We start from the raw sequence: 24,295 nt of genomic DNA, 5'->3' as shown, positions 1-24,295 counted from the left end.
GGAGGAAACGATGAAGCGTGGCGCTGCCCTTCTATTTGTCGCGATCCTGGCTGCTGCTTGCGCGTCGGGCGGCGAGCGCACTCTACCGGTCCCACCAACCGATGCGGCGATCCCGGCTGGGATGGCGAGGATCACCGTCGCACGCACGAGTTCCATGCTGTACCTCGGTGTCTCGGCTCAGGTGCTGATCAACGACCAGCGCGCCGGCTCGCTTTGGCGTGGGGAGCGAACCTCGGCGGAGGTTCCTGCTGGAACCACGACGGTGGTCATTTCCGGGCCTGGGGTTCCTGGCCGCTGGGTGACAAGGCTTCCGACAGTGTCCGGCGGACGATACGAGATCGAGGTCTCGCCGCGGGGTGCCCTGTTCGCGCCGGCGATGATGCTCGGCTATGTCGGGACCGCGCTCGATGCGGCTGCAAATGTCGAGCAGGGCGGCGCCTTCAGTGTCGCAATCGTCTCGGCGGCTCCGCCTATCGGAACGGCGGCCCCTGCCGCTCCGCCCGCTCCCGTCGCTGCAACAGCCAACGATCGCGACGAGCGCTTAGCAGAACTGCGACGCCTTCGCAGTCGCGGGCTCATCACCGAGGATGTCTACCGAGACGAGCAGCGCCGTGTGCTGGCGCCCATGACCGGCGCGCCGCCGCAGTAGGTTGTCCGGTTTTCTCCGGAAATGTGGACAAGATGTGCGCTGTCGCCCCAGAGTTTCCTGCGGTAGAGCAGGAAAGAAGCCATGGCCGGAACGCGGAAAAGAGGTGAGAGGGTGAAGGCCCTCGCCTACCTCCGGACCAGCAGCGCGACGAACGTAGAGGGCGACAGCGCGGAGCGTCAGCGGGTCGCCATCCGGGCCTATGCGGACCGCGCCGGCCTCGATGTGGTGGCGGAGTTCTACGACGCCGCCGTGTCCGGCGCGGACCCCTTGGAGAACCGGCCGGGCTTCGCCGCCATGCTGGACCGCATCGAGGGCAACGGGGTCCGCGTGGTGCTGGTCGAGGACCCCTCGCGCCTCGCCCGCGGCGTCGTGGTGCAGGAACTCGGGTTGCTGCTGATGCAGCGCCGAGGCGTGAGGGTCCTGGCCGCCAACGGGGATGACCTGACCAACAGCGATGATCCTGGCCGGGTCGCCATGCGGCAGATGGCCGGCGTGTTCGCGGAATTTGAGAAGGCCCGGCTCGTCGCCAAGCTGCGCGGTGCTCGGGATCGCCTGTCTGCCCAGGCCGGCCGGCGCGTGGAAGGCCGCAAGCCGATCCTGACCGGCGAAGCCCTGGCCCTGGCCCGCCGCCTCCGGCGCAGAAACCCCGTCACGGGGCAGCGCCGGTCCCTCCGGGATATCGCCGCCGCTCTGGCGAAGGCCGGACACGTCCGGACAGATGGGCGGCCCCATGGCCCGGAGACGCTTCGCCAAGCCCTTTCCCGCCCGGCCGCAGCGCCGGCCCCTGCCAGCAAGGAACCCTCGCCATGACCTCGCCCGCCGACCGGCTCGCCGCTGCCCGTGCTGCCCGGATCAAGCAAGCGGAGGACCGGGCCGCGCGCCTCGCCCGGTTCATCGCGGAGTGCCAGAAAATCGGCATCGAGGACTGCGCCAGCCTCGCCCGCGTCGCCAACGCGGAAGGCCTGCGCGCCCCTCGCGGCGGGCACTGGACCAGCACGTCGATGGCGAAGGCCACGGCACGGTTGCCCGGCGGCCGGCGCCGGCTGACCCGGGCGGAGCACGTCGCCGCCATGGTCGAGGGCCGGCGCGCCAAGGCCCGCCTCACGAGCACGGAAACGGCGGTTTCGCTGATCCAGGCGGCGCGCCGCGTCCGGCGGGCGGGTGAGGCCATGACCGCTGCCGCCATCGCCGTGGAAGCTGGCGTGTCGAAGACCACGGCCACGCGGCACATGGCGGCGATCCGCCGGGCCGTGCTGTAGCCTGCCCTCGAAATGCGAAGCCCCGCCCTACCGGAAGCAGGACGGGGCCTCGGTGTCAGGGGCGCCGGGGGTGGGATGGTGCCCGGCGCACCATGTGGGACGGCTGACCGCCCAAGCAACATTTTTCTGTGGATAACTCCCGTCAGGCGCGACGGATGCTTACTGGGTGCCCCTCAGCAAAGCCAAAGACTTAGGAGGCGCGCTTGCCCACCCGTGAGAGGTTCTGGCACCCTGGCGGCATCCATGGATCATCCCGGCGTCGCGGTGACGTTGGGCCAGTGATCACCCGTATCGCGGGAGCCGAGCGCCAAAAGCGCGAAGCCCCGCCCCTGGTTCGAAGCAGGGACGGGGCGGATATCGCGTAATATCGGGCACGAAGCCTACATGGATGATACAGCGCCAAGGAACCAACGCAAGCACTCTGAATTTGGGTGCAGCGGAAGTCTTCCAGGCGTCATCCGGTAGGCAGAGGCCCGGGAACGGTTCCCGATGGCTCCCCGCCCTGACCTCGCGCAGCGCATCACGCCGGCGATCCTGATCCGACCCCAGCGATGGGAGGGGCGGACGGGCTAGGCCCGTGGTCGCCCTTCACCTTCTCGCGTCGGCCGCTCCGCTTCCCCCGGGGACAGCGGACTATGCGGCCGTCTCTCAGCGGAGGCGCGCCAAGAAGCGGCGGCAGCGGGAAAGGGATGCCGCGCGCCGAGATAGGCTTTGGCGCGAACTGGAAGCCGCGGAAGGCCGCTTCCAGCGCCGGCGGCCGGACCTCTCCCCGGACGCGCCCGGCTACTTCTCCGCCATGCGCGCCGATCCGGACGGCGCCGACGCTCTGCTGGCCCATCGTCGCCTGTCCGCGCAGTCGCGTGCGGCGGGGCGGCATGCGATGCAGACCGCGGACAGCCGGCGCCGCGTGCATCACGGCTTGACGCATGGCTTCTATTTCCCGGCCGGGACCGTGCTGGGCAACCCGGAATGGCTCCGAGAAGCCATCACCTATCTGGGCTTCATCTCGGACCTGCACCCCGTCATGCGGCTGCTCGTCGCCCGGACCTCGCGCGGTTCGCGGCTGCGCGCCGGGCATCAGCCGGACCGGCTTTTCATCCCCGGCAGCAAGGCCGAGGCGCTGAACATGGAGATGGTCGAGGGCACGCCGGAAATGCGCGGCGTCCTGGTCGTCTCGTCGCAGCACACCCTCGCTGCCGGCACCGCGCAAGTTGAGGCGATGATCCGCGCTTCCGGCGTGCCGATGCCGAACGTCTCCGTCGGCCATGGCGATGCGCGGGGGCTGCACGCACCAGACCTGATCTATATCCTCAAAGACCCGGTGAACTTCGCCCCCAGCGGCCGGGCAAAGCCCCAGCGGAAGTATCGCTACGTCCAACGGCTGCTGACCGCCGCCTTCGGCTTCCTCGACGCCGATCCGGCGCGCTCGCCGAATGACATGAGGTTCAAGAACCCCACCTGCCCCCGGCTTGAAGCCGGCGTCCTGACCTCGCGGCTCTACTCCCTCGATGAACTAGCGGACCTGCTGGCGCCTTTCGCACCGCTGGCGCGCCGGCCGCGGCTTTCCCCGGAGGAACTCAAGGCGCGTCAGTCGGACAGCGCCTATGCGACCGCAGCGAAGAAGCGGGGCGGCACCCTGGCCGCGATCCTCGCCGCCATGCGGGCCATGCGGGCGGCCGGTGAGAAGATCACCCAGCCGGCCGTGGCGGACCGGGTGGGCATGACCGAGGGCGGGGTCCGTCCCTACTGGCGCGAAGCCCTGGCGATCCTCGATGGGGGCACACAGGACCCCACAGTTAGGTCTGCTGTTATAAGGCAGGTGCCCGATCGAGCCGCAACGCGCCCGGAGCCCAGCGCGGCGGACGCGGCTCTTACCAAACGAAAGGCCTCCGGTCGTGGTCGAAGCGGGGGCTCTGCCCCCACACCCCCGGCGCACCCTCCCGCGCTGACTTCCCGACCCCTGGCGCGGTCGGTCGCGCCCTGGAGCAAGGAGCGGGAGAAGATCAAGCAGAGCCGGCGCGGCCGCCTTGCCCCAGCGCCCAGCGCGACGGGCGCACCTTTCGCTCGGCTGGCGCCCTTGGCCCACAGCGCGCCATCCGCCGCGACAGTGCTGCCCTCCGCGGCATCCAGCGCCGGCTGGCAACCGCCGCGCCCGGTGCCGCCCTCCGCCACGCTCGCGCCGCCTTGCCCTGGCTCGACCGCGGAATTGCTCATACTCCCCGCTGCACCCCGAGAATGCGCCCGAGCGCAAAAGCAGGGGACGTCAACGGCGACAGGGCCAAGCTTGCTGCAACGCATCGCGGGCCAGCACTATGAAGTTCTCATGGAGGCGCGCGGGGCGTTCGTCGATGTATCTCGCGACGACCCGGATCATCTGCCCGACTGTGGCCTCCGGAGGAAAGCAGGCCACGAGGCTGGCCACAGTCTCGACCTTGCCCGCGCATAGGCCCTGGGCATACGCGTTGACAGGGCGGCGCGCGATGAAGTCACGGCAGCCTGTCATGACGAAACTCGCGGACCCGATGTTTACATCGGTCGGTGCGACCTGCGCCTCCGGCTGGGGCACTGGCCGCTGAACCTGCGCCTGCCCCTCGGCGCACGCCACGGTGCTGAGCGCCATGATCGCAGCCTGTATGCTCTGACGCATGCCTGCCTCCCCTTGGCGGCCGGTGACTACCTAGCACGAAAGTCGCATCGCTCGTCCGCGGGCCCAAATCGTCACGGCTTTCGGGGAGGCTGTCAGCCCATATTACGCGCCAGTTGCCCGACCGCCGCGACGAGCCTGGACGAGAGGACATAGAGCGCCGAGGCGCCACCTATCCCGTAGAGCACCAGCGCGGACCATCGCCACCACGGCTTGCTCCACGACAGCGGAAGGTAGTTCACCGATTGCTTGCCGAATTCTTCCGTCCAGCGTTGGAGCGAGAACTCCTTGATCCTGGCCGGGCAGGCCAGCGCATAGATGGTGGAGGCGCCCATCAGTGCGATGCCGGAGATCAGCAGCATCACCGTTTCGATCGGAATGGCGATGCGGTGCAGAGGGAGGCCGCTATTTGCTGTGGCGAGCGCCGTGGCCTGCCGGTTGTAGAAGTCGATCCCGGCCAGCATCACGAGAAGCAGCGGCACGCCGGCATACGATAGACCGAAGAACGGCAGCGATCCGACGCCGCGCAGGCAAGCCCAGGTCGATGGCCACCAACACCACCATGCCAAGTTCGCAGCCTTGAGGTCGCGGTCCAGGAGGTAAGGCGCCCGGCACTCGACCAGATCGAGGCCCTTGCAGGTTTCGAGACCCGTTGCGTTCTCCATGCGGGCTTCCTCGGGAAAGAAAGTCTCATGGCCGAACGTGCAGCGCTCGAAGGTGCAGTTCTGAAACCCTTTGGAAAATGTCCCGGAGAACGCGACGCCAGCGAAAGCGCAGGATTGAAACGCTTCCGAAAATGTCGCGGAGAGCTTCACTTTAGTGAAGGTGCAGTTCCGTAGTTCGCCTCGCGGGTTTCCCCGGATTAACCCGCCTTGGAAGTCGCAGTGCAGAAACAGGTGCCGGCCGTGGACTTCAATCCGGGCCTGTTCGAACCGCGAGCACCGAACCCCTGATAGCGGCTGCACGTCCTCGAAAAGAACGTCACCTTGGAACCGGCGGTGGCCCTCATCAGTGAACGCGATCGGGCCGAAGTAGTCCTGCAAGACCTTGAAGTCGGCTTGATCCTGGTCATCCCCCATCTGCCCGGCACACTCCCCTCGCTCCCCTCGCCAGCGTGGCTTGATGTGCCGCGACTGACCAGCGCGCGCCGGATGCTGCGAAAGCGGGACCGCGTTTGATCTGCGCGGCGGAATGCGGGGACGGCCTCCGCTGTGGGGAACGCTGTAGGGACGGAACCGATCCCCTTCCCTGCGAAGCGGGCCAAAACCCGCGGAAATCCGCCATTTCTCGAGGGGTGGTCTGGCGCGCCCTGAGGGATTCGAACCCCCGACATTCGACTTAGAAGGTCGATGCTCTATCCAACTGAGCTAAGGGCGCCCATGCCTTCCGGCGACCGCGTCAGTGCGACCAGTTCTCGTAGCGGCCGAAGCGGAAATTGTCGGCATAAGCCTTGGGTTTCATCGCCGCCGGTGCTGCCGGAGCCTCGACCTCATAGGCAATGCCCTGTGCCTCCGCGTAAGCGATGGCCTGGTCCCGAGTCTCGAAGCGCAGATGGACCTGACGGCGCGTATCCCCCGAACCGACCCAACCGGTGAGCGAATCGAGCACCTTGGCCTCCGACGGCGCGTATTCCAGCAGCCAGTCATGCGTCCCGGCGCGGCCGGACTGCATTGCCGATTTCGGCGGCTGGTAGATGCGGGCCAGGCCCTTCTGCTGCGACATGCCTACGGTCCTCGAACAGCGAATCGGGGCGACTGGATTCGAACCAGCGACCCCTTGGTCCCAAACCAAGTGCGCTACCAGACTGCGCTACGCCCCGTCTTCGAGCACGCTCTAGCATGAATGCCCATGGACGGCCATCGCATGGCGCAACCTGACGCGTGTTGCGGCGGATGGATGGCAGAGGAGCCTCGGAGCCGCCGCTCAGGCGCGCCCCGACATCGCGCGGGCACGCTGCTCCAGCCTCTCATGGATCGCGTCGAGTGCCGCCCCCTCGAGCAACAGGGGCGCCGCGTCAGGGCCCGGCTCACCGCCCGGCCCACTTTCGATCAGCGTGCCGTCGGCGATCAGCAGGGCCGGCTCCTCCATATACAGGTCGTGGTAGACGACCGGGCCATCGCGGCGTTCCCGCAGGATGGTCAGGCCATTCACCAGCAGGCAGGCGGGCACCACCCTGCCCTCGAGCCAGATACCCTGCCCGGGGGCGACACGGATGTCGCGAATCGGCGAGCCCTTCATCAGGGCATCAGCGCGGATCAGGATCGGGGCTTCGGTCAGCGCCCCGGCGCCGAGGCCCGGGGCGGTGGCCCGATCGACGTGGCGCGGCGCAACGCGCATCACCGGGCGCCAATGTGCCCCCACACCCAGGCTCATCACGAACTGACCGGCGTCGAGCGATTCCACGGGAACCTCACCGCCCCGGGTCAATACCTGGGTCCCCGCGAAGAGGCTGGCCACGGCCTGATGCCGCACGGGCAGCGACCGCGGCATCGCATCGGCCGGCGTCGTGCGCGCCTCGACCGGCATCGACCGCATCCTGCGGGGATGCGGCAGATCCCGCAGAGCCTTCATGATCAAACCCCGCATGGCTCGAATTCTCCTCTACGCGTCTGCGCCAGACATGAAGGCACAATCATGGGTGTCCCAGGAAACAGGCAAAGGCCGCAATGGTTGCAGAGCGACACGGCCTGACAGCCGTACAACCCCGCGTTTCATCCTCCCTACCAGCTGATGAGCGCGATGGTCGCTCCCGGACGCCGTAGGGATTGTCCAGATCACGCCTGCACACCCGATGACGTTCATTCACCCACACGCCCTTCAGGAGGAGGGACAGGCAGGATCAACTCGTTGTGGTTGTATATCCAGTTAAAATATCCTCTCCAACGCGAATCTGGAAACCTTTGGTGACGCGACACACAGAGAATCTCGCCGCTTGCGCGAATGTGTTTTCATATCTCTTTCGCTGAGATTGTGCTCGGAGGCCGCTATCCGCGAGCGCCGGCGGAGAGCGCAGCCGCGACGCCGTCGCAACAACTGACAGCGCAAAGCGCCACCGAGGTGGGCATGCGCGTCATGCCCACGGTATCCGCCCAATAGCCCTGCTGTCGGAAACGCCTCAGGCCACACGAACGCAGCGGCCGGGCTGACCGGCGCCTTACGGCGCGGTGCCGAAGATCCGCTGCAGCACCCGATCGCCCGGCCGGATGTCGAGCTGCTCGGTGACGCCCGCCTTCAGTTCCAGCGTCGCCCGCACCGGTCCGTTGGACGACACCGTGGCCAGGGATTGCGGCACGGTGCGCTCGGCAATGCGATGGATCCGCCCGTCGGCGGCGATGAACACCATGTCGAGTGGCGCGATGGTGTTACGCATCCACATGCTGCTCTCGCGCGGGCTGCCCCAATCGAACAGCATCCCCTCATCCGCCTTCACGTCGGGACGGAACATCAGGCCGATCATCTGCTGGTCGGGCTGGATCGCCATCTCCACCGTGAACGGCAGGCGCCGCCCGTCACGGGTGACGATGACCAGCGGCTCCGTCGGCAGGCGCGGCTGCGGCGCATCGACCCCGGGCTGCGCGCGCAGCGCGGCAGGGATCAGGGCGAAGGCGGCCAGCAGGGCACGGCGATGCATCATGGGGTGTCTCATGCCATGGGGGGTGGTGGGGTGGGAAGGTCCCGCAGCGCGTCCTCGGCGGCGCGGCGCACCACGGCGCGCACGACGCCGGGGCGCGGCGGATCGGCCAGGGTGGTGAACCAGGCCTCAGGCGGGTGGCGCCCCGCGGCGCGCGAGAAGGTCAGGCCGCGCAACACGGCCTCGGCGTCCGGCGGCAGGCGCCCGGGCATGACGTGGCCGTTGAGCACGCCCCAGATCCCGGCCCAGCAACGCGCCACGGACCAGGGATTGTAGCCGCCCCCGCCCAGCACGATCAGCCGTGGCGCGAGACCCATCACCGCCCGCACCACGTCGCGATGCGCATTGTTGGAGAGGGACAGGCGCGCGAGCGGATCCTCCTCCAGTCCATCGGCGCCGCATTGGATCATGATGGCCTGGGGCCGCAGGCGGTGGATCAGCGGCAGGATCGCCTGGTGCAGGACCCAGAGCATCTCGCTGTCATGAAAGCCGGGCGGGACCGGGATGTTGCGGGCATGCCCGCCCGCCCGGTCCATGCTGTCGCCCGTGAAAGGCCAGCGGCCGCCTTCATGGATGCTGAGCGTGAAGACGCGCGGGTCGTCGTGGAATGCGTCCTGCACCCCATCCCCGTGATGCGCGTCGATGTCGAGGTAGAGGAGGTTCGTCAGCCCCGCATCGAGCCAGGTTAGCAGGCCGAGCACCGCATCGTTCACGAAGCAGAAGCCGCTCGCCCTGTCGCGCTGCCCATGATGCGTGCCGCCGCCCGGGACATGGACGATGCCGCCGTCGCGCGTCAGCCGCGCGGCGAGCATCGTCCCGCCGGCGCTGGTCGCCGGACGGCGGAACATCTCGCGATAGACCGGATTGCCGTCGGCGCCGAGGCGATAGCGCGCCCGGTCCTCCGCACTCACCGCCTGGGTGGCCTCGGCCCTTTGCAGCGCGGCGATGTAGTCGGGGGCATGGAAGCGGGCCAGTTCCTCGGGCGCGGCCATCGGGCTGTCACGGTATTGACCCGGCGTCACCCAGCCGAGCGCGCGGACCAGGTCGAGCATCGTCGAGACGCGCGGGATCGCCAGCGGATGCTTCGGCCCGTAGCTGGAGCGTCGGTAGATTTCGGAGCCGATCAGGATGGGGGGCATGGCGCGCCCATCAGGATTGGGTCCGGCCACGGCGCCGCGCAAGGCCCTGGCCCGCCCCGTGCCCGTGTTGGACCGGGTCGCGGCGGCCGGTTAGCCTTCGGCCGCGTCGATTCGCGGGCGCCTCCCGGCGTCGCGTCGTGCGACCAGGAGATCTGCCGTGCGCTTCAGTGACCTGATCGTCGCCCTCGAACTGCTGTCACGGCACGACGTGAACGACGCGCTGGAGCGCCAGGCGCGGACCGGCCGCCCCCTCGGCGAGGTGCTGGTCGAGATGGGCCTGCTCAACGCCGCCACCGTCGCCGACCTGCAGGAGGGTCTGCCGCCACCGCCCGACGGCATTCGCGAACTTGGCATCGACACCCGAATGGTCTTCGACATGCTGGTGAAGTTCCTGTCCAACACCGGCCAGGGATCGACGGCGAGCATTGCGCAGACCCTGGCCATCTCCCGCCGTCTCGCCACGGTGCTGATCGAGGAGGCGCGTGCCCAGGGCATCGTCGAACTCAAGCCCGGCATCGTGGCGGGTGAGTTGCGCGTGGATCTCACGCCACGCGGCCGCTCCATGGCCGTCGAGGCCTTCACCAACAGCGCCTATATCGGCCCACTGCCCGTCTCACTGGAGGAGTATGCGCGCCGCGTGCGGCGCCAGACCATCGCGAGCGAGACCGTCACCGCGGCCGCCGTCGCCGATGCCATGCATCCGCTGGTGGTCGAGCAGGATCTCCTCGCCAAGGTCGGCATCGCGGCGAATGCGGGGCGGTCGATCCTGCTCTATGGCGCGCCGGGCAATGGCAAGACCTCGATCGCCGAGCGCATGGTCAAGACCTTCGGAGCCATGGTCCTGATCCCGCATTGCTTCGAGGTCGCGGGGCAGATCGTGAAGGTCTTCGATCCGTCGGTGCACCGGCGGCTCGGCGCCGGCAGCGGCCGGTCGACCACGACGAGCCTCTTCGCCGACGAGTTCGACCCGCGCTGGATCCCCTGCCGCCGGCCCTTCGTCGCGGCGGGCGGCGAGCTCAGCCTCGACATGCTCGACCTGAAGTTCGAGGAGAATGCCCGCTTCTACGAAGCCCCCTTGCATGTGAAGGCGATGAACGGCGTGCTGCTGATCGACGATTTCGGCCGCCAGCTCGTCCGTCCCGAGGCGCTGCTGAACCGCTGGGTCGTGCCGATGGACCGGCGCATCGACTTCCTGAAGCTGCACACCGGGCAATCCTTCCAGATCCCCTTCGACCAGTTGCTGGTCTTCTCCACCAACCTGTCGCCGCGCGACCTGATGGACCCGGCCTTCCTGCGCCGCCTGCCCTACAAGATTCACGTGCATGGGCCGACCACCGCCGAATTCGCGGTGCTGCTGCGAAGCAAGGCCGAGGAACACGGCATCGCCTATTCCGAGGACGCGATGGTCCTCACTATCGAATCGATCCTGCAGCACGGGACGCCTCTCGCCTACTACCAGGCGGCCGAGATCCCGCAGCAGATCTCCGATTTCTGTACCTTCCTCGGCCAGCCCCGGGTGGCGAACGACCAGACGATCCGCTTCGCGCTGGGGAACCTGCTGGTGGAAGGCGCGGGCGGGACCTCGGCGCGGGCGTAGCCCGGGTCGCGGCGCCCGGCGAGGGCATGATCCTGAATGGTGGCGGCTTTTTCCTGATCGGCAGAACCGAGAGCGGCTTTGCCCCTCTCGGCGCGAAGCGGTGCTTCATGCCCCGCCGAAGGCCGAAAGGCCTTCCTGGGCACCCCGATGCCTCAGCTGTGGGGTTGGAGGGGCGCTGCCCCTCCAAACCATCCCGCCAAGTGCCTGGAGTACTTGGAACGCAATCTTTGGGGCTCAGGGCGCAGCAGTTGGACTGCACCCGTCAAACGCCCTTCGCGCGCAAGAGCAGGTCTCGGCACTCGTTCTGACCGTCGTGCATGATGCCAAGTGACGGTTTCCAAAGGCCCTGTGGCCTTTGGCAGGGTGAGGTTTGGAGAGGGGCAGAGCCCCTCTCCAATCTCCATCCGCGGCCGTCGGTCCGACCAAGGCGGCCGACGCCCAGGCCGTCAACGGAGGATGATCTCCACCCGCCGGTTCTGCGGCTCGCGCGTATTGTCCGGCGTTGCGACCAGCAGGTTCGTCTCGCCGAAACCGCGCGCGGTGATCTCCTGCCGCGGCACGCCCAGGCGGACGAGTTCCGCGGCCACGGCGTTCGCGCGGCGGACCGACAGGCCCATGTTGTATTGCGCCGAGCCCGAGGTATCCGTGTAGCCATTCACCTCGATGCGCGTGACCTGCTGCTGGGTGCGGGCCTGCGCGGCCTCGGCGATGATCTGCCGCGCGCGGTCGGTCAGGTCGGCCCTGTTCCAGTCGAAGAAGACCAGGAAGGTGCGGGTCGGCGCCGGGGCGACCGCCGGCGGCGGCGCGGGCGGCGGCGCCGCGCCGAAGCTGTAGCGCACGCCCAGCAGGATCGAGTGGTTGAAGCTCTCCGTGTCGATCTTGCCGCGCGCGGTGCCATAGGGCGTGACGACGCGCGCCGCGAGCCCGTCGAGTTCCGGATCGACCACCTGCATGAAGCGGTAGTCCAGCGTCAGCGCCCAGCGCTCGCTGATGGGCACCGCGAAGCCGGCGATGAGCTGATAGGCGAAGTTGCTGTCGGTGTCGTCGGACCCGATGCGCGCGATCTGGTTGGTGCCGCGCACGGAATGCCATTCCGTCCACATCCAACCGATGCCGGCGCCGAGATAGGGGCGGAAATAGGGGGCGACATTGAACTCGTAGAGCAGGTTGGCCATGACGCCATAGGTCCGCTGGCTGCCGCGGAACTGCCCGAAGCTGCCGCCGCCGTTGAAGCCGGCCATGCCGTCCACTTCGTTGTAGCGGTAGCTGCCTTCGAATTCGGCGCGCAGGCCGTTGCCGAAGCCGTAGCCGAGGGCAAGCGCTCCGCCATAGCCGACATTGTAGGAGATGTTGCCGCTACTCCCCATGCCGGTCAGCGCCTGGCTGTTGGCCAAGCCGGGACTCAGCGAGAGGTTGCTGTCCTGCAGGAAGTTCAGCATGGCCCCACCCGAGATGTAGAGGCCGCTGACATGCTGGGCCGAGGCGGCTCCGCTGACGCCGATCACGGCTGCTGTTGCGAGGAGGAATGCGCGCATGATGAGACCTTTCGCCGAAAGCTGCGGGGGCCGGCGGCAGGCAGCGACTCCTCCCCCCGTCCGGTTTCCCCGCACCGGAATTGAGCCGCTAAGATTTCATCTAATCAACGAAACGTCAGTGATCTGACGCATATTTTACGTCTGACATTGGCCAGCCTGGCGAGGCCGCAGGCGGAAATGCGCGAGGCGGCGCATTTCCGCCCAGACGTTCAGCGCTGGGGCATGCCCTCGGGGACGATGGTCTTCACCAGCGTCGCGTCGAGCGCCTCGTATTCCTGGTAGTGAATGGTCTCGTAGAGCTGCGCCCGGGTCTGCATCCGCTCGACCATCTTCTGCGTCCCGCCGTCGCGGGCGATGGCGGCATAGAGCTCCTCCATCCCGCGCGCGGCGACGCGCAGATGGCTCACCGGCCAGATCACCATCGCATAGCCCATCTCCTGGAACTCGGCGGCGGTGAAGAAGGGGGTGCGGCCGAATTCGGTCATGTTGGCGAGCAACTTCACGCCGGGCATGCGCTTCGCGAATTCGACGAACATCTCTCGGGTGTTCAGCGCTTCAGGGAAGATCGCGTCGGCGCCGGCTTCCAGATACAGCTTCGCGCGCGCCACGGCGCCGTCCATGCCCTCGGACGCCGCCGCATCGGTGCGGGCGATGATGTAGAGGTGCTTGCGGGCCTTGCGCGCGGCGGCAACCTTGGCGGCCATGTCCTCGGCGGCGGCAAGCTTCTTGTCGTTCAGATGCCCGCACTTCTTGGGCAACAGCTGGTCTTCCAGATGCACGGCAGCCGCGCCCGCTTCCTCGAAGCTGCGGACCATGTGCATGACGTTGAGCGCCTCGCCATAGCCGGTGTCGCCATCGACCAGCACCGGCAGGGCGGAAGCGCGTACCACCTGTCGGATGTGCCAGGCGACGTCGTCCACGGTGATCATGCCGAGGTCGGGCAGGCCCATGGTCGCGGACATCGCCGCGCCCGACATGTAGAGCCCGGGGAAGCCCTGCTTCTTGGCGAGCAGCGCGGCGATGCCAAGATGGGCGCCCGGCAGTTGCAGGATCTCCGGCCGGTCGAGCAAGCGGCGGAAACGGACGCCGGCCGGTTCGTCCGGAATGTCGTCGGCGATGACGTAGGGCATCAGGCGCTCCTCAGAAGAAGATCAGGGTGACGAGGATAAAGAGCGGGACCAGGAAGACCAAAGCCCAGGCGCAATAGCCGAAGAAGGAGGGCATGCGCTCCCCATTCTCCTCGACGATCGCCTTGACCATGAAGTTCGGCGCATTGCCGATGTAGGAATTGGCGCCCATGAACACCGCCCCGCAGGATATCGCGGCGAGGGTCAGCGCGCCCTCGGTCATCAGGTGGATGGGATCGCCGCCGGCCAGGTTGAAGAAGACCAGGTAGGTCGGCGCGTTGTCGAGGAAGGAGGACAACGCGCCGCTCAGCCAGAAATAGACCCAGGGGATCGGCTCCCCATGCGGCCCGGAGGTCAGCGCGACCAGCGGCGCCGCAGCCCCCGCCTCCCCCGCCCGCAGGATGGCGAGCACCGGCGACATGGTGACGAAGATGGCGGCGAACAGCTTGGCCACTTCAAGGATGGCGCCCCAGGCGAATCCGTTCGCCTCGCGCAACGCGACCGGTGTCAGGCGCATGGAGACGAAGGCAACGGCGACGAAGACGACCACCCCGAGCAGCCTTTCGGCCCCGATATGCTGGCCGAAAAGGCTGACCTCGCCGGGCTGCCAGGCGCCCTGGACAAGGACCATGACCACCACCACGCCGATCAGGGCGAGGTTCACCAGGCCTTCGAGGCGCAGCGGCTCCTTCGCGCCGGTATCGGGGATCGCGGCCTTCTCCCGGGCCCAGGCCATGACGTCCAGCACATAGTAGGCAGCAAGCAGCAGCACGGCGCAGAACAGGAACTCGCTGAACAGATGCGTCGTGGTCCAGAAGAAGGACACGCCCTTGAGGAAGCCGAGATAGAGCGGCGGATCGCCGAGCGGGGTCAGCGAGCCCCCGATGTTGCTGACCAGGAAGATGAAGAAGACGAAGGTATGCGTCTTGCGCCGCCGGAAGGCATTGGCCCGCAGCACGGGCCGGATCAGCAGCATCGACGCCCCGGTCGTTCCCATGATCGAGGCGATGACCGTCCCGAGTGCCAACAGCGCGACATTGACCAGCGGCGTGCCGACCAGGGTCCCCTTCAGCAATACCCCGCCGCCGGTGACGTAGAGCGCCAGCAGCAGGGCAATGAAGGGAATGTATTCCTGCAACATGATGTGCCAGACTTCGCCGGCCGCGACCTCGGGGCCGAAGGCGATGGCGAAGGGCAGCACCAGCAGGGCCGCCCAGCCGGCTGATATCTTCCCGTAGTGATGATGCCAGATATGCCCGGCCAGCAGGGGCATCAGGGCGATCGACAGCAGCATGCCCACAAAGGGTATGCCCCAAAACACCGACAGTTCCGCCCCCGAGACCTCGGCCGCGGCGGCCGGTGTCGCGGGCAGAATGGCCAGCGCGGCAGCCGCCAGGGCGGGTATCGTGGCGGCGGACATGGCGCGGGCCAGTCGCATCCTACCTCCTTCTCCGCGGGGCCGCCGGGGCGGTCCCCGACCGTCCTTGCAGGACGCACGCCGATGCCACAAGGGGGGCGACCCCTTTTCCACCCCCGCCCCCCGCCCTAGTTTGACCAGCACACAGGAGAACACCCCATGGATATGAGCGGCGAGCGCCGCATCCAGGCGCCGCGCCAGCGCGTCTGGGATGCTCTGAACGACCCCGAGATGCTGCGTGCCGCGATCCCCGGCTGCGAATCCGTGACCCGCACGGCCGAGGATGCCTTCGAGGCCAAGGTCTCGATCAAGATCGGTCCCATGGCCGCGAAGTTCGGCGGCAAGGTGAAGCTGGAGAACATCAACGCCCCGGTGTCCTACACCATCACCGGCGAAGGGAACGGCGGCGCCATGGGCTTCGCCAAGGGCGGGGCGGATGTGGCGCTGGAGGAAATCAGCGCGGACGAGACGCTGCTGAAATACGCCGTGAAGGCCCAGGTCGGCGGCAAGATGGCGCAGCTCGGCGCCCGGCTGATCGACAGCACGGCCAAGCAGATGTCCGACCAGTTCTTCGACCGCTTCGCCGCGGCCGTCGCCCCGCCGCCCCCGGTCGAGGCCCCTGCCCCGGCCCCGGCCGGCGAGCCCGTCGCCGCGGCGGCTGCTGCGCCCGCCCCGGCCGCGCCGCGTGCGCCGGTCACCGCGCCGGCCGGGATTTCGATCTTCGACCTGCTACCGGAAGCGCCGCTCGGCATTCCGCTGCTCGCCTGGGCCGGCGGAGTGGTCTGGCTGGTCATCCTGGCGCTGATGTTCCTGTGACCCTGCCGGGTTCAGTGGAAGAGACCCAGGCGCTGCTCGCAGCCGGCGGCTATGTCGCCGACCGCGCGCTGGCGACCACGGTGCATCTCGCGCTGCGCATGGGCCGCCCGCTCTTCCTCGAGGGCGAGCCCGGCACCGGCAAGACCGAGATCGCCAAGGTGCTCGCGAAGATGCTGCCGCGGCACCTGGTCCGGCTGCAATGCTATGACGGGCTCGACATTTCCTCGGCGGCCTATGAGTGGAACCATGCGCGGCAGCTCATGGCCATCCGCTTGGCCGAGGCCTCCGGCGAGACGGATCGGGAGGCGATCGAGCGCGGCATCTACGACCGCAAGTTCCTGCAATCCCGCCCGTTGCTCCAGGCGCTGGAGGGCGAGCCCTCCGTCCTGCTGATCGACGAGCTGGACCGAGCGGATGAGCCCTTCGAGGCCTTCCTGCTGGAGATCCTGGCGGATTTCCAGATCAGCATCCCCGAGCTCGGCACGGTGAAGGCGATCACGCCGCCGGTCGTGATCATCACCTCCAACCGGACGCGGGAGGTGCATGACGCGGTGCGCCGGCGCTGCCTGTATCATTGGGTGGATTACCCCGATGCGGGGCGGGAGCGGGCGATCCTGCACCTGCGCGCCCCGGGCCTGCCCGAGAAGCTATCCGCGCAGATCGTCGCCTTCGTGCAGAAGGTCCGCGAGGGAGACTACTTCAAGCTGCCCGGCGTGGCCGAGACGATCGATTGGGCGCAGGCCCTCTCGGCCCTTGACGCCAAGGCCCTGGAACCCGGCGCCGTCGATGAGACGCTGGGCGTGCTGCTGAAATACCAGGACGACATCGCCAAGCTACGCGGTGCCGAAGCGGCGCGGCTGATCAGCGAGGTCGCCGGCTGACCATCGGCTGCGCCGTCGCCCAGATCAGCGGCGGCGACAGCAGCAACCCGACGATCACTGGCGACATCCAGGCCGCCAGTCCCGGATCCACCGCCAGCGCGGCGGCGAGCAGGAGAAGCCCCAGCACGACGCCCGCCCGGGCGAAGCGCAGCGCCTCGGAGAAGGGCAGGACCGCGGCGTCGCGGCATTGCGACTTCCACCCCGAATCCCGGCCGACCAGCACCGACATCACATGGCCCGCCTGGCGGACCATGGTCGCCGGGGAGATCAGGGCCGAGACGAGCATCTCCACCACTGCCCCGCCGAGCAGCCGCCCCCAGGCGGCCAGGCTCCGCGGCCGCTGCCGGGACAGCGCCGTCGACAGCACCCCGAGCAGCTTCGGCGTCAGCAGCAGCAGCAGCGTCGCGGCGAAGACCCACACCGCGCGCTCCGCATCCACCACCGGCCATTGCGGGAACAGCACCTGCGTCTCGGGGAAATAGGTCGGGTTGAGGAAGCGCGCCTGCAGCGCCGCGACGATGCCGAGGATAAGGAAGACCAGCCACAGCAGCGCCGCAGCGTAGGATCCGATCCCGATCGCCATGTGCAGGCGGGACAGCGGATGCAGCCCGGGTGCCCCGATCACCGCGGCATGCTGCAGATTGCCCTGGCACCAGCGCCGGTCACGGGCATCGAGGTCGGGCAGCGTCGGCGGGCCGCCCTCGAAGCTGCCGCCCAGGCGCGGCAGCATGCGCACCGCCCAGCCGGCGCGGCGCAGCAGCGCGGCCTCGACGAAATCGTGGCTCATGATATCCCCGCCGAAGGGCTTGCGGCCGGGCAGGCTCGGCAGTCCGCAGGTCTCGGCGAAGGCACGGGTGCGGATGATCGCGTTGTGGCCCCAGTAGTTGCCATCCGCGCCATGCCAGGTCGCCGCCCCCGCCGCGAGGATCGGCCCATAGACGCGGGAGGCGAATTCCTGCAGCCGGGCGAAAATCGTCTGCCCGCCGGTCAGCACCGGCACGGTCTGGATCAGCCCCGCCTGGGGATCGGCGCGCATCGCGGCGACCAGGTGACGCATGGTCGCGACGCGCATCAGGCTGTCGGCGTCGAGGATGATGAAGGCCTCATAGGCCGCGCCGAAACGGCGTACCCATTCGGCGATGTTGCCCGCCTTGCGGCCGGAATTCTCATCCCGGTTGCGGTAGAAGACGCGGCAGCCCGGCGCCTGGCGCAGGCGCAGCACGGCCTTGCACTCGGCCACCGCCAGCGCCCGATCGCGGCTGTCGCTCAGGACGAAGATGTCGAAATCGTCGTCGGCGCCACGCGCATGCATCTCCCGCCGCATGGTCGCGAGGAGCGCGGTAACCTCCTCCACATCCTCGTTGCAGACCGGCATCAGCAGGGCGGTCCGGCCGTCCACGTTTAGATGCGCCGGCGCCGCGGGCTCCCGCCGCAGAAGCACGAGGAAGCCGAGCAACGCGGTCGAGAAGGACAACGCGATCGGTGCGAGCAGCACCCCGAACAGCCCGGTCATCAGCACGCCCGACACCGTCCAGCGCGCCAGCCCCAGCACGCGCCACATCTCCGTGGACGCGCCGGCGATGACCAGTGCGGCCAGGCCGAAGACGAACAGCCGCGCGACCATCGTCCCGGGCGGGGAAGCGGGCGCGCGGAGCCATCGGCGTGGGGCTTCGGCGAGCGGACGCACCGGCATGGCGACCGGCGCTTCCTGCGGCAGCAGCGCCGGGGCGAGGTTCAACCCGTCCATCGGAAGGTCCAGCTCTCGGAGACGGGCGCGGTCGCCGCGCCGAGCACGGCGCGCAGCTCGCACGGACGGCTGCCCGCTGGTTCCAGTTCGAAGGACAGGCGCAGCCCACCGGTTTCCGGGTTGGATTGCACCACGATGTTGGACACCGTTCCGGCGCTCGCTGTGACATCGGCGGGCGGCAGCGCATCGACGCGGCCCTGCACCGGGGTGGTGTCGAGCACGAAGCGCACCGTGCCCTCCTTGCCCCCGGCCCCGCTGCGCGTCGCCGCGAAGCGCAGCAGATCGCCGGGCTGCGGCGCTTCCGAAACCCAGTGCAGCCGGTAGCGGATGCGCCGGGATTCGCCAGCCTTCAGACCGTCCTTCGGCACCCAGGCGGCGACGATGTTGTCGTGGATCTCGCTCGGCGTCGGGATTTCGACGAGTTGCACCTCGCCCGCGCCCCATTCGTCCATGGGCTCGACCCAAAGGCCCGGGCGGCGCTGGTAGTGCGCCTCGAGGTCCTGGTAGTCGGCGAAGGCGCGGGCGCGTTGCATCAGCCCGAAGCCGCGCGGAGCAGTGTCCTGGAAGCCGCTGACCTGAAGCCGCTTCGGGTTGCACAGGGCGCGCCAGATCTGCTCGTCGCGGCCATTGCGCATCAGCAGCCCGTCGGAATCGTGCACGGCGGGACGGAAATCGCTGATGCCGCCGCGATAGCCGGGGCCGAAGAGAAACATGCTGGTCCCCGGCGCGATGCCGATGCCCGCGACGTCGGTGCGCGGAAACAACTCGGCTTCCACCTCCATGACCGTGCCCGCACCGGGCGCGATGACGAAGCGGTAGGCGCCGGTCAGGGACTGCGATTCCAGCAGCGCATGGACGGTGATGCTGCGCGCACCGGCGGCCGGCTTCTCGATCCAGAAGGCCGTGAAGGAGGGGAATTCCTCCCCCTGCGGGCTTGCGGTGCGGATGGCGAGCCCCCGCGCGGAGATCCCATAGACATGCCCCCGCCCCAGGGCGCGGAAATAGCTCGCACCGAGGAAGGCGCAGATCTCGTCGAAATGGTCCGGCCGGTTCAGCGGATGGGTGATGCGGAAGCCGGCGAAGCCGATATCGCCCATATCGGCGGGCGGCGCGGGGCCATCGAAGGTGAACTGCGCGGGGTCGTAGCGCAGCGGGATGGCGCGGCCTTCCGTGACCTCGAACAGATCCACCCTGTCCTTGAACAGGAAACCGAGGTGATGCGGCTGCACCTGGAAGCCGAGCCCGGTATCCCGCCACAGGGCCTGGTCGGGCCGGAAGCGGATGCCGCGCCAGGCATCGTAATCCATCTGGTCGAGCATGCGCGGCAAGGTCGCGCGCAGGTTTCGTGGCGGCTTGCCGGCGCGGTCCCGGGCGATGGCCGCAACGGTCCCGCCCTCGAAGGCCGTGGCCCCGGGGCCTGGCTGTGGGGGGCCTGGCTGTGGCGCGGCCGCGCGGGCCGGCACCGCGGCAGCGGCCCCGGCGAGCAGCGCCAGATGACGGCGCCGCAGCCTCATCGGCTGCACCCCGTAGCCCACAGGGGGCGATGCGATCCCGGTCCGGTCGGCGACATGGCTCCCTCCTCGTGAGATGCTGTCCGGCCGGTAACGCGACGGCGAAGGGCGGGTTTCGGCGCTGCACCATCACGTAAGCGCAAGCGCGTTTTGGGGAGCGGCGCGAAACCCGATATACTCAGCGACCCACAACGGCCGTGCTTCATGATCCTCGACCACGATCCGACGCGTCTGATGGCCCCCGCGGGGGTGCCGGCACCGTCGGGTCATCTTGCCGACAATCTGCTCGCCTTCACCCGCCTGCTGCGCCGGACCGGGCTGCCGCTCGGCCCCGGCGAGGCGATCGCCGGCCTCGAGGCCCTGACCGAGATCGACATCGCGGACCGCCGCCAGGTCCATGCCGCCCTGCGCGCTGTCATGGTCCATCGCCGCGAGCATTTCGAGATCTTCGACCAGGCCTTCCAGCTTTTCTGGCGCGATCCGGAGGCTGCGGCCCACGCCGCCGCCATGGCGCTGATGGAGGCGAACAAGACGCCGCAGGAGAAGGCGCCGCCCGCCTCCCGCCGCCTCGCGGAGGCGATGCAGGCCGATAAGCCGAAGCCGCCCAAGCCGGTCGAGGAGCCCCCGCAGCACGAGATGACCTTTTCGGTCAGCGAGCGCGAACGCCTGCAATCCATGGACTTCGAGGCCATGTCGGCCGCCCAGATCGCCGAGGCAAAGCGCGAGATCAGGCGCTTGACCCTGCCTCTGGACGAGCAGCGCACCCGCCGCTTCCGCCCCGACCCGCTGGGGCCGATGGCGGACCTGCGTGCCACGGTGCGGCAGAGCTTGCGTAGCGGGGGCGAGATCCTGGAACTGTCGCGCCGGCGGCGGGTGACGCGGCCGCCGCCGCTGGTCGTGCTCTGCGACATCAGCGGCAGCATGGCGCGCTATGCGCAGATCCTGCTGCATTTCCTGCATGCCGTGGCGAATGACCGCGACCGCGTGCACACCTTCCTGTTCGGCACGCGGCTGACCAACATCACGCGGCAGCTGCGCCACCGTGACCCCGAAGTCGCCTTCGAGACGATTGCCCACATCGTGCCCGACTGGTCGGGCGGGACGCGGATCGGGGAGAGCCTCGCGCTGTTCAACCGCCTGTGGTCCCGCCGCGTGCTGGGCCAGGGGGCGGTGGTCCTGCTGATCACCGACGGCCTCGACCGCGAGGGCGCGGCGGGGCTCGCCGAGGCCACGGAACGGCTGCGCGGATCGTGCCGGCGGCTGATCTGGCTGAACCCGCTGTTGCGCTTCGAGGGGTTCCAGCCCAAATCCCAAGGCATCCGAGCGATGCTGCCCCATGTGGACGAGTTCCGCCCGGTGCATAGTCTCAACAGCCTGCGCGAGTTGGTGGCGACGCTTTCCGATCGCCGCGCCGCGCATCGCGGGAGGATGGCGGCATGACGACCGACACCACGCATTCCGAGGATATCCTCGCCACCGCCGCCGCCTGGCGCGCGGAGGGAGAGAAGGTCGCGATCGCGACCGTGGTCGAGACCTGGGGCAGTTCGCCGCGACCAGCGGGGTCACGCTTGGCCGTCACCGCATCGGGCCGGCTCGCCGGCTCGGTCTCCGGCGGCTGCATCGAGGGCGCGGTCGCCGACGCCGCGAAGCAGGCCATGGCCACCGGCACGCCGCAGCTCCTGGATTTCGGTGTTTCCGACGAACGGGCCTGGGAAGTCGGCCTGTCCTGCGGCGGCAAGGTGAAGGTCTTCGTGGAGCCGCTGTCGTGAAGGCGGATGTCCTCGCCCGCCTGCAGGAGGAACGGGCCGCGCAGCGCCCGGTCGTGCTGCTGACGCGCCTGACTGATGGCATGCAACATCTCTGGCCGCAGGAAGATGTGCCCGCCGCCTTGGCCGAGGCCGCCCGCGCGGCCCTGGGCAGCGAGGAAGCGACCAACGTCACGCTCGACGGCGAGACCTGGTTCATCCACCCCCACAACCCGCCGCTGCGCATCATCGTGGTGGGGGCCGTGCACATCGCCCAGGCCATGGCGCCTATGGCCGATCCGCTGGGCTTCCAGATGATCGTGGTCGATCCGCGCCGCGCCTTCGCCACCAGCGAGCGCCTGCCCGGCGTCAGCCTCAACACCGACTGGCCGGACGAGGCCATGGCCGTCCTCAAGCCGGATGCCCGCTCGGCCGTGGTGACGCTGACCCATGACCCGAAGCTCGACGATCCGGCGCTCGATGCCGCGCTGAACAGCCCGGCCTTCTACATCGGCGCGCTCGGCAGCCGGCGGACGCATGCCAGGCGCGTCGGGCGGCTGAAGGATCTCGGCCATGGCGACGCGGCGATCGCGCGCATCCATGCCCCGGTCGGCCTGGACATCGAAGCCGTGACGGCGCCTGAGATCGCCCTGTCCATCATGGCCGAGATCGTCGCGGCGCGCCGTGGCGCCACGCTCGGTGCCCCGCGCCCGGTGCCGGCCCCCGCGGTGCCCGCGTGATCTTCGGCCCCACCCCGCTGGAGGAGGCCAAGGGCGCGGTCCTCGCCCATTCCCTGCGCCTGACCGGCCGCGTCATCAAGAAGGGCACGGTGCTGGACGAGGGTGCGATCACCGCCATTCGTGAATCCGGACGCCGCGAGGTCATCGCTGCCCGCCTCGAAGCCGGCGACGTGCCGGAGGATGAGGCGGCCGAGCGCCTCGCCCTGGCGCTGCTCGCGCCGCATGTCGCGAAGTCCCGCGCCGCGACCGGGCGGGTGAACCTGCTTGCCGAGACCGCCGGCCTGCTGGTGCTGGACGCCAAGCGCATCGACGCCATCAACGCCGTGGACGAGAGCGTCACCATCGCGACCCTGCCCAACTACAGCATGGTCTCCGCGAAGGAGATGCTGGCCACCATCAAGATCATCCCCTTCGCCGTGCCCGGTGCCGTGCTGGCGGTGACCGAGGCCATGGCGCGGCGCGGCGGCACGCCCTTCGCACTGCATCCCTTCCGCCCGCTCAAGGTCGGCCTGGTGCTGACCGAGCTGCCGGGCATCAAGGAAAGCGTGATGGAAGGGGCGGTCGAGGCGACCGGCGCCCGCGTCGATGCCCTGCAGGGCACGCTGCTGCCGGTCGAGCGTGTCCGCCATGAGGAGATGCCAACCGCCGAGGCCCTGATGCGCCTGAAGCGCGCCGGCGCCGAGATCCTGCTGGTCGCCGGTGCCTCGGCCGTGGTGGACCGGCGCGACATCGGCCCGGCCGCCATCGTGCGCGCCGGCGGCGTGATCGAGCATTTCGGCATGCCGGTCGATCCGGGGAACCTGCTGTGCCTCGGGCGTGTCGGGGATACGCCCGCCATGGTCCTGCCTGGCTGTGCCCGCAGCCCCAAGCTGAACGGCTTCGACTGGGTGCTCCAGCGCCTGTTCGCTGGCGTTGCCGTCACATCCCGCGACGTGATGGCGATGGGCGTGGGCGGGTTGCTGAAGGAAATCGAGGTCCGTCCCCTGCCCCGCGAACACGCCCCGCGCACCCCGCCGCCGCCCCGCGCGCCGCGCAAGGCTCGCAAGGTGGCGGCGGTCGTCCTCGCCGCCGGGCGGTCCCGTCGCATGGCGCCGCTGAACAAGCTGCTCGTTGCCGACACCAGCGGCCTGCCGATGGTCGCGCGGGTGGTGGACAACGTCCTCGCCAGCCAGGCGCGCCCGATCGTGGTCGTGACTGGCCACGAGAGCGACCGCGTGCATGAGGCTCTAAGCACCCGCCCCGTGCTCCAGACCCACGCCGAGGACTATGCCGAGGGGCTGTCCGCGTCCCTGAAGGCCGGCCTCGCCGCGGTGCCCCCGGATGCGGAGGGCGTGCTGATCTGCCTGGGCGACATGCCGCTGGTCTCCGGCCCGACGCTCGACCGGCTGATCGCCGCCTTCGATCCCGAGGAAGGCCGCGCCATCGTCATGCCGACCTTCCGCGGCAAGCAGGGCAACCCGATGCTGTGGGCGCGGGAATTCCTGCCGGAGATGCTGTCCATCACCGGCGATGTCGGCGCCCGGCACCTGGTCGGCAAGCACGCGGACCGCATGGTCGAGGTCGAGATGGCCGACGACGCCGTGCTGCGGGACTTCGACACCACGGATGCGCTGAAGACGCTGCCGGGGATGGTGAAGGTGGGGTGACCCGGAACCGCGGTCCTTTCGCGGTGATGACGGAACCGGAGAGGGGCCTTGCCCCTCCCCGGACCCCTCCCCAACAAAGGCCGAAAGGCCTTTGGAAACCAATACTTGATATTGGGCAGGGCTGAGTCTCACGGCGTCCGAAGGCACAAAGGGCGCGGCGCCAGGCTTCCTCTCGGCGCTGTGCCCCACGCATCGTTCACCATGTCGGCCG

General features: G+C 69.0%; 21 protein-coding genes, 2 tRNA genes and 1 pseudogene. 11 read left to right on the top strand and 13 right to left on the bottom strand.

From position 1 onward, the window contains the following. The first annotated feature begins 10 nt into the window (after positions 1-10). The 4 genes and pseudogenes from KPL78_RS06490 to KPL78_RS31010 form a co-directional block, all read left to right on the top strand. Entirely contained in the window at positions 11-649 is a 639-nt protein-coding gene (locus KPL78_RS06490; RefSeq protein ID WP_219762097.1) for a hypothetical protein, read from the top strand. 111 nt (positions 650-760) lie between these two features. Continuing rightward, the gene (locus tag KPL78_RS06485) at positions 761-1,459 is read left to right on the top strand and encodes a recombinase family protein (protein WP_369412652.1); all 699 of its coding nucleotides are present in this window, start codon (positions 761-763) and stop codon (positions 1,457-1,459) included. Further along, positions 1,456-1,908 (top strand): hypothetical protein, encoded by a 453-nt coding sequence (locus KPL78_RS06480; RefSeq protein WP_219762095.1) that lies wholly within the window; start codon positions 1,456-1,458, stop codon positions 1,906-1,908. Before KPL78_RS06485 ends, KPL78_RS06480 begins: the two co-directional genes overlap by 4 nt. A gap of 796 nt (positions 1,909-2,704) precedes the next feature. Next, positions 2,705-3,421 (top strand): annotated as a pseudogene (locus tag KPL78_RS31010) (replication initiation protein); the annotation flags it as partial. 750 nt (positions 3,422-4,171) lie between these two features. Here the strand turns inward: KPL78_RS31010 and KPL78_RS30750 are convergent. From KPL78_RS30750 to KPL78_RS06440, 8 genes are all read right to left on the bottom strand, one after another. Continuing rightward, positions 4,172-4,411, bottom strand: coding sequence for a Rap1a/Tai family immunity protein (locus KPL78_RS30750; RefSeq protein ID WP_369412695.1), 240 nt, complete (start codon positions 4,409-4,411; stop codon positions 4,172-4,174). A gap of 236 nt (positions 4,412-4,647) precedes the next feature. Beyond that, on the bottom strand, positions 4,648-5,631 hold the full coding sequence (locus tag KPL78_RS06470) for a hypothetical protein (RefSeq protein ID WP_219762093.1): 984 nt from the start codon (positions 5,629-5,631) through the stop codon (positions 4,648-4,650). 221 nt (positions 5,632-5,852) lie between these two features. Next, positions 5,853-5,929: transfer RNA gene (locus KPL78_RS06465), tRNA-Arg, on the bottom strand. A 21-nt stretch (positions 5,930-5,950) separates the two neighbouring features. Then, complete coding sequence (locus KPL78_RS06460; RefSeq protein WP_219762092.1) at positions 5,951-6,274, bottom strand: ETC complex I subunit; 324 nt, start codon at positions 6,272-6,274, stop codon at positions 5,951-5,953. A gap of 23 nt (positions 6,275-6,297) precedes the next feature. Then, positions 6,298-6,371: transfer RNA gene (locus KPL78_RS06455), tRNA-Pro, on the bottom strand. 104 nt (positions 6,372-6,475) lie between these two features. After that, on the bottom strand, positions 6,476-7,138 hold the full coding sequence (locus KPL78_RS06450) for a Hint domain-containing protein (RefSeq protein ID WP_219762091.1): 663 nt from the start codon (positions 7,136-7,138) through the stop codon (positions 6,476-6,478). A gap of 568 nt (positions 7,139-7,706) precedes the next feature. Further along, positions 7,707-8,186, bottom strand: coding sequence for a DUF192 domain-containing protein (locus tag KPL78_RS06445; protein ID WP_255568682.1), 480 nt, complete (start codon positions 8,184-8,186; stop codon positions 7,707-7,709). A gap of 8 nt (positions 8,187-8,194) precedes the next feature. After that, positions 8,195-9,322, bottom strand: a complete 1,128-nt coding sequence (locus KPL78_RS06440) for an acetoin utilization protein AcuC (protein WP_219762090.1) — start codon at positions 9,320-9,322, stop codon at positions 8,195-8,197. A 157-nt stretch (positions 9,323-9,479) separates the two neighbouring features. Here KPL78_RS06440 and KPL78_RS30745 point away from each other — a divergent pair, with 157 nt between their 5' ends. Further along, positions 9,480-10,919: a DUF8689 domain-containing protein gene (locus KPL78_RS30745; RefSeq protein WP_219762089.1), complete on the top strand. Its 1,440-nt coding sequence runs from the start codon at positions 9,480-9,482 to the stop codon at positions 10,917-10,919. A gap of 446 nt (positions 10,920-11,365) precedes the next feature. On the opposite strand, the gene KPL78_RS06430 is transcribed toward KPL78_RS30745, so the two are convergent. From KPL78_RS06430 to KPL78_RS06420, 3 genes are all read right to left on the bottom strand, one after another. Further along, a complete protein-coding gene (locus KPL78_RS06430) occupies positions 11,366-12,454 on the bottom strand; it encodes an OmpA family protein (RefSeq protein ID WP_219762088.1) in 1,089 nt (362 codons plus the stop codon). Positions 12,455-12,663: 209 nt separating this feature from the next. Beyond that, on the bottom strand, positions 12,664-13,584 hold the full coding sequence (gene prpB, locus KPL78_RS06425) for a methylisocitrate lyase (RefSeq protein WP_219762087.1): 921 nt from the start codon (positions 13,582-13,584) through the stop codon (positions 12,664-12,666). A 10-nt stretch (positions 13,585-13,594) separates the two neighbouring features. Beyond that, the gene (locus KPL78_RS06420) at positions 13,595-15,019 is read right to left on the bottom strand and encodes a sodium:proton antiporter (RefSeq protein ID WP_255568680.1); all 1,425 of its coding nucleotides are present in this window, start codon (positions 15,017-15,019) and stop codon (positions 13,595-13,597) included. Between the two features lie 138 nt (positions 15,020-15,157). Between KPL78_RS06420 and KPL78_RS06415 the strand changes: the two genes are divergently transcribed. Continuing rightward, positions 15,158-15,814, top strand: a complete 657-nt coding sequence (locus KPL78_RS06415) for an SRPBCC family protein (protein WP_219762086.1) — start codon at positions 15,158-15,160, stop codon at positions 15,812-15,814. Further along, the gene (locus KPL78_RS06410) at positions 15,811-16,695 is read left to right on the top strand and encodes an AAA family ATPase (protein WP_369412651.1); all 885 of its coding nucleotides are present in this window, start codon (positions 15,811-15,813) and stop codon (positions 16,693-16,695) included. The genes KPL78_RS06415 and KPL78_RS06410 overlap by 4 nt, the downstream gene beginning before the upstream one ends. Here the strand turns inward: KPL78_RS06410 and mdoH are convergent. Together mdoH and KPL78_RS06400 are read right to left on the bottom strand one after the other, a co-directional pair. Next, on the bottom strand, positions 16,676-18,442 hold the full coding sequence (gene mdoH, locus KPL78_RS06405; RefSeq protein WP_219762085.1) for a glucans biosynthesis glucosyltransferase MdoH: 1,767 nt from the start codon (positions 18,440-18,442) through the stop codon (positions 16,676-16,678). The genes KPL78_RS06410 and mdoH overlap by 20 nt on opposite strands. Further along, the gene (locus tag KPL78_RS06400) at positions 18,430-19,956 is read right to left on the bottom strand and encodes an OpgD/OpgG family glucan biosynthesis protein (protein ID WP_219762084.1); all 1,527 of its coding nucleotides are present in this window, start codon (positions 19,954-19,956) and stop codon (positions 18,430-18,432) included. The genes mdoH and KPL78_RS06400 overlap by 13 nt, the downstream gene beginning before the upstream one ends. 201 nt (positions 19,957-20,157) lie before the next feature. On the opposite strand from KPL78_RS06400, the gene KPL78_RS06395 reads away from it, so the two are divergent. The 4 genes from KPL78_RS06395 to KPL78_RS06380 are packed head-to-tail and all read left to right on the top strand — an operon-like array spanning position 20,158 to position 24,084. Further along, positions 20,158-21,393 carry a vWA domain-containing protein gene (locus tag KPL78_RS06395; RefSeq protein ID WP_255568679.1) on the top strand — a complete coding sequence of 412 codons (1,236 nt, stop codon included), beginning with the start codon at positions 20,158-20,160 and terminating at the stop codon, positions 21,391-21,393. Then, positions 21,390-21,722, top strand: a complete 333-nt coding sequence (locus KPL78_RS06390) for an XdhC family protein (RefSeq protein WP_219762083.1) — start codon at positions 21,390-21,392, stop codon at positions 21,720-21,722. Before KPL78_RS06395 ends, KPL78_RS06390 begins: the two co-directional genes overlap by 4 nt. Next, a complete protein-coding gene (locus KPL78_RS06385; RefSeq protein ID WP_219762082.1) occupies positions 21,719-22,438 on the top strand; it encodes an XdhC family protein in 720 nt (239 codons plus the stop codon). The genes KPL78_RS06390 and KPL78_RS06385 overlap by 4 nt, the downstream gene beginning before the upstream one ends. After that, positions 22,435-24,084 (top strand): NTP transferase domain-containing protein, encoded by a 1,650-nt coding sequence (locus KPL78_RS06380; protein ID WP_219762081.1) that lies wholly within the window; start codon positions 22,435-22,437, stop codon positions 24,082-24,084. Before KPL78_RS06385 ends, KPL78_RS06380 begins: the two co-directional genes overlap by 4 nt. Positions 24,085-24,295: the final 211 nt, after the last annotated feature.

The sequence above is a fragment of the Roseomonas alba genome (assembly GCF_019430885.1).
Classification (GTDB): domain Bacteria; phylum Pseudomonadota; class Alphaproteobacteria; order Acetobacterales; family Acetobacteraceae; genus Neoroseomonas; species Neoroseomonas alba.
This window is presented reverse-complemented; position numbering and strand designations above follow the sequence as displayed.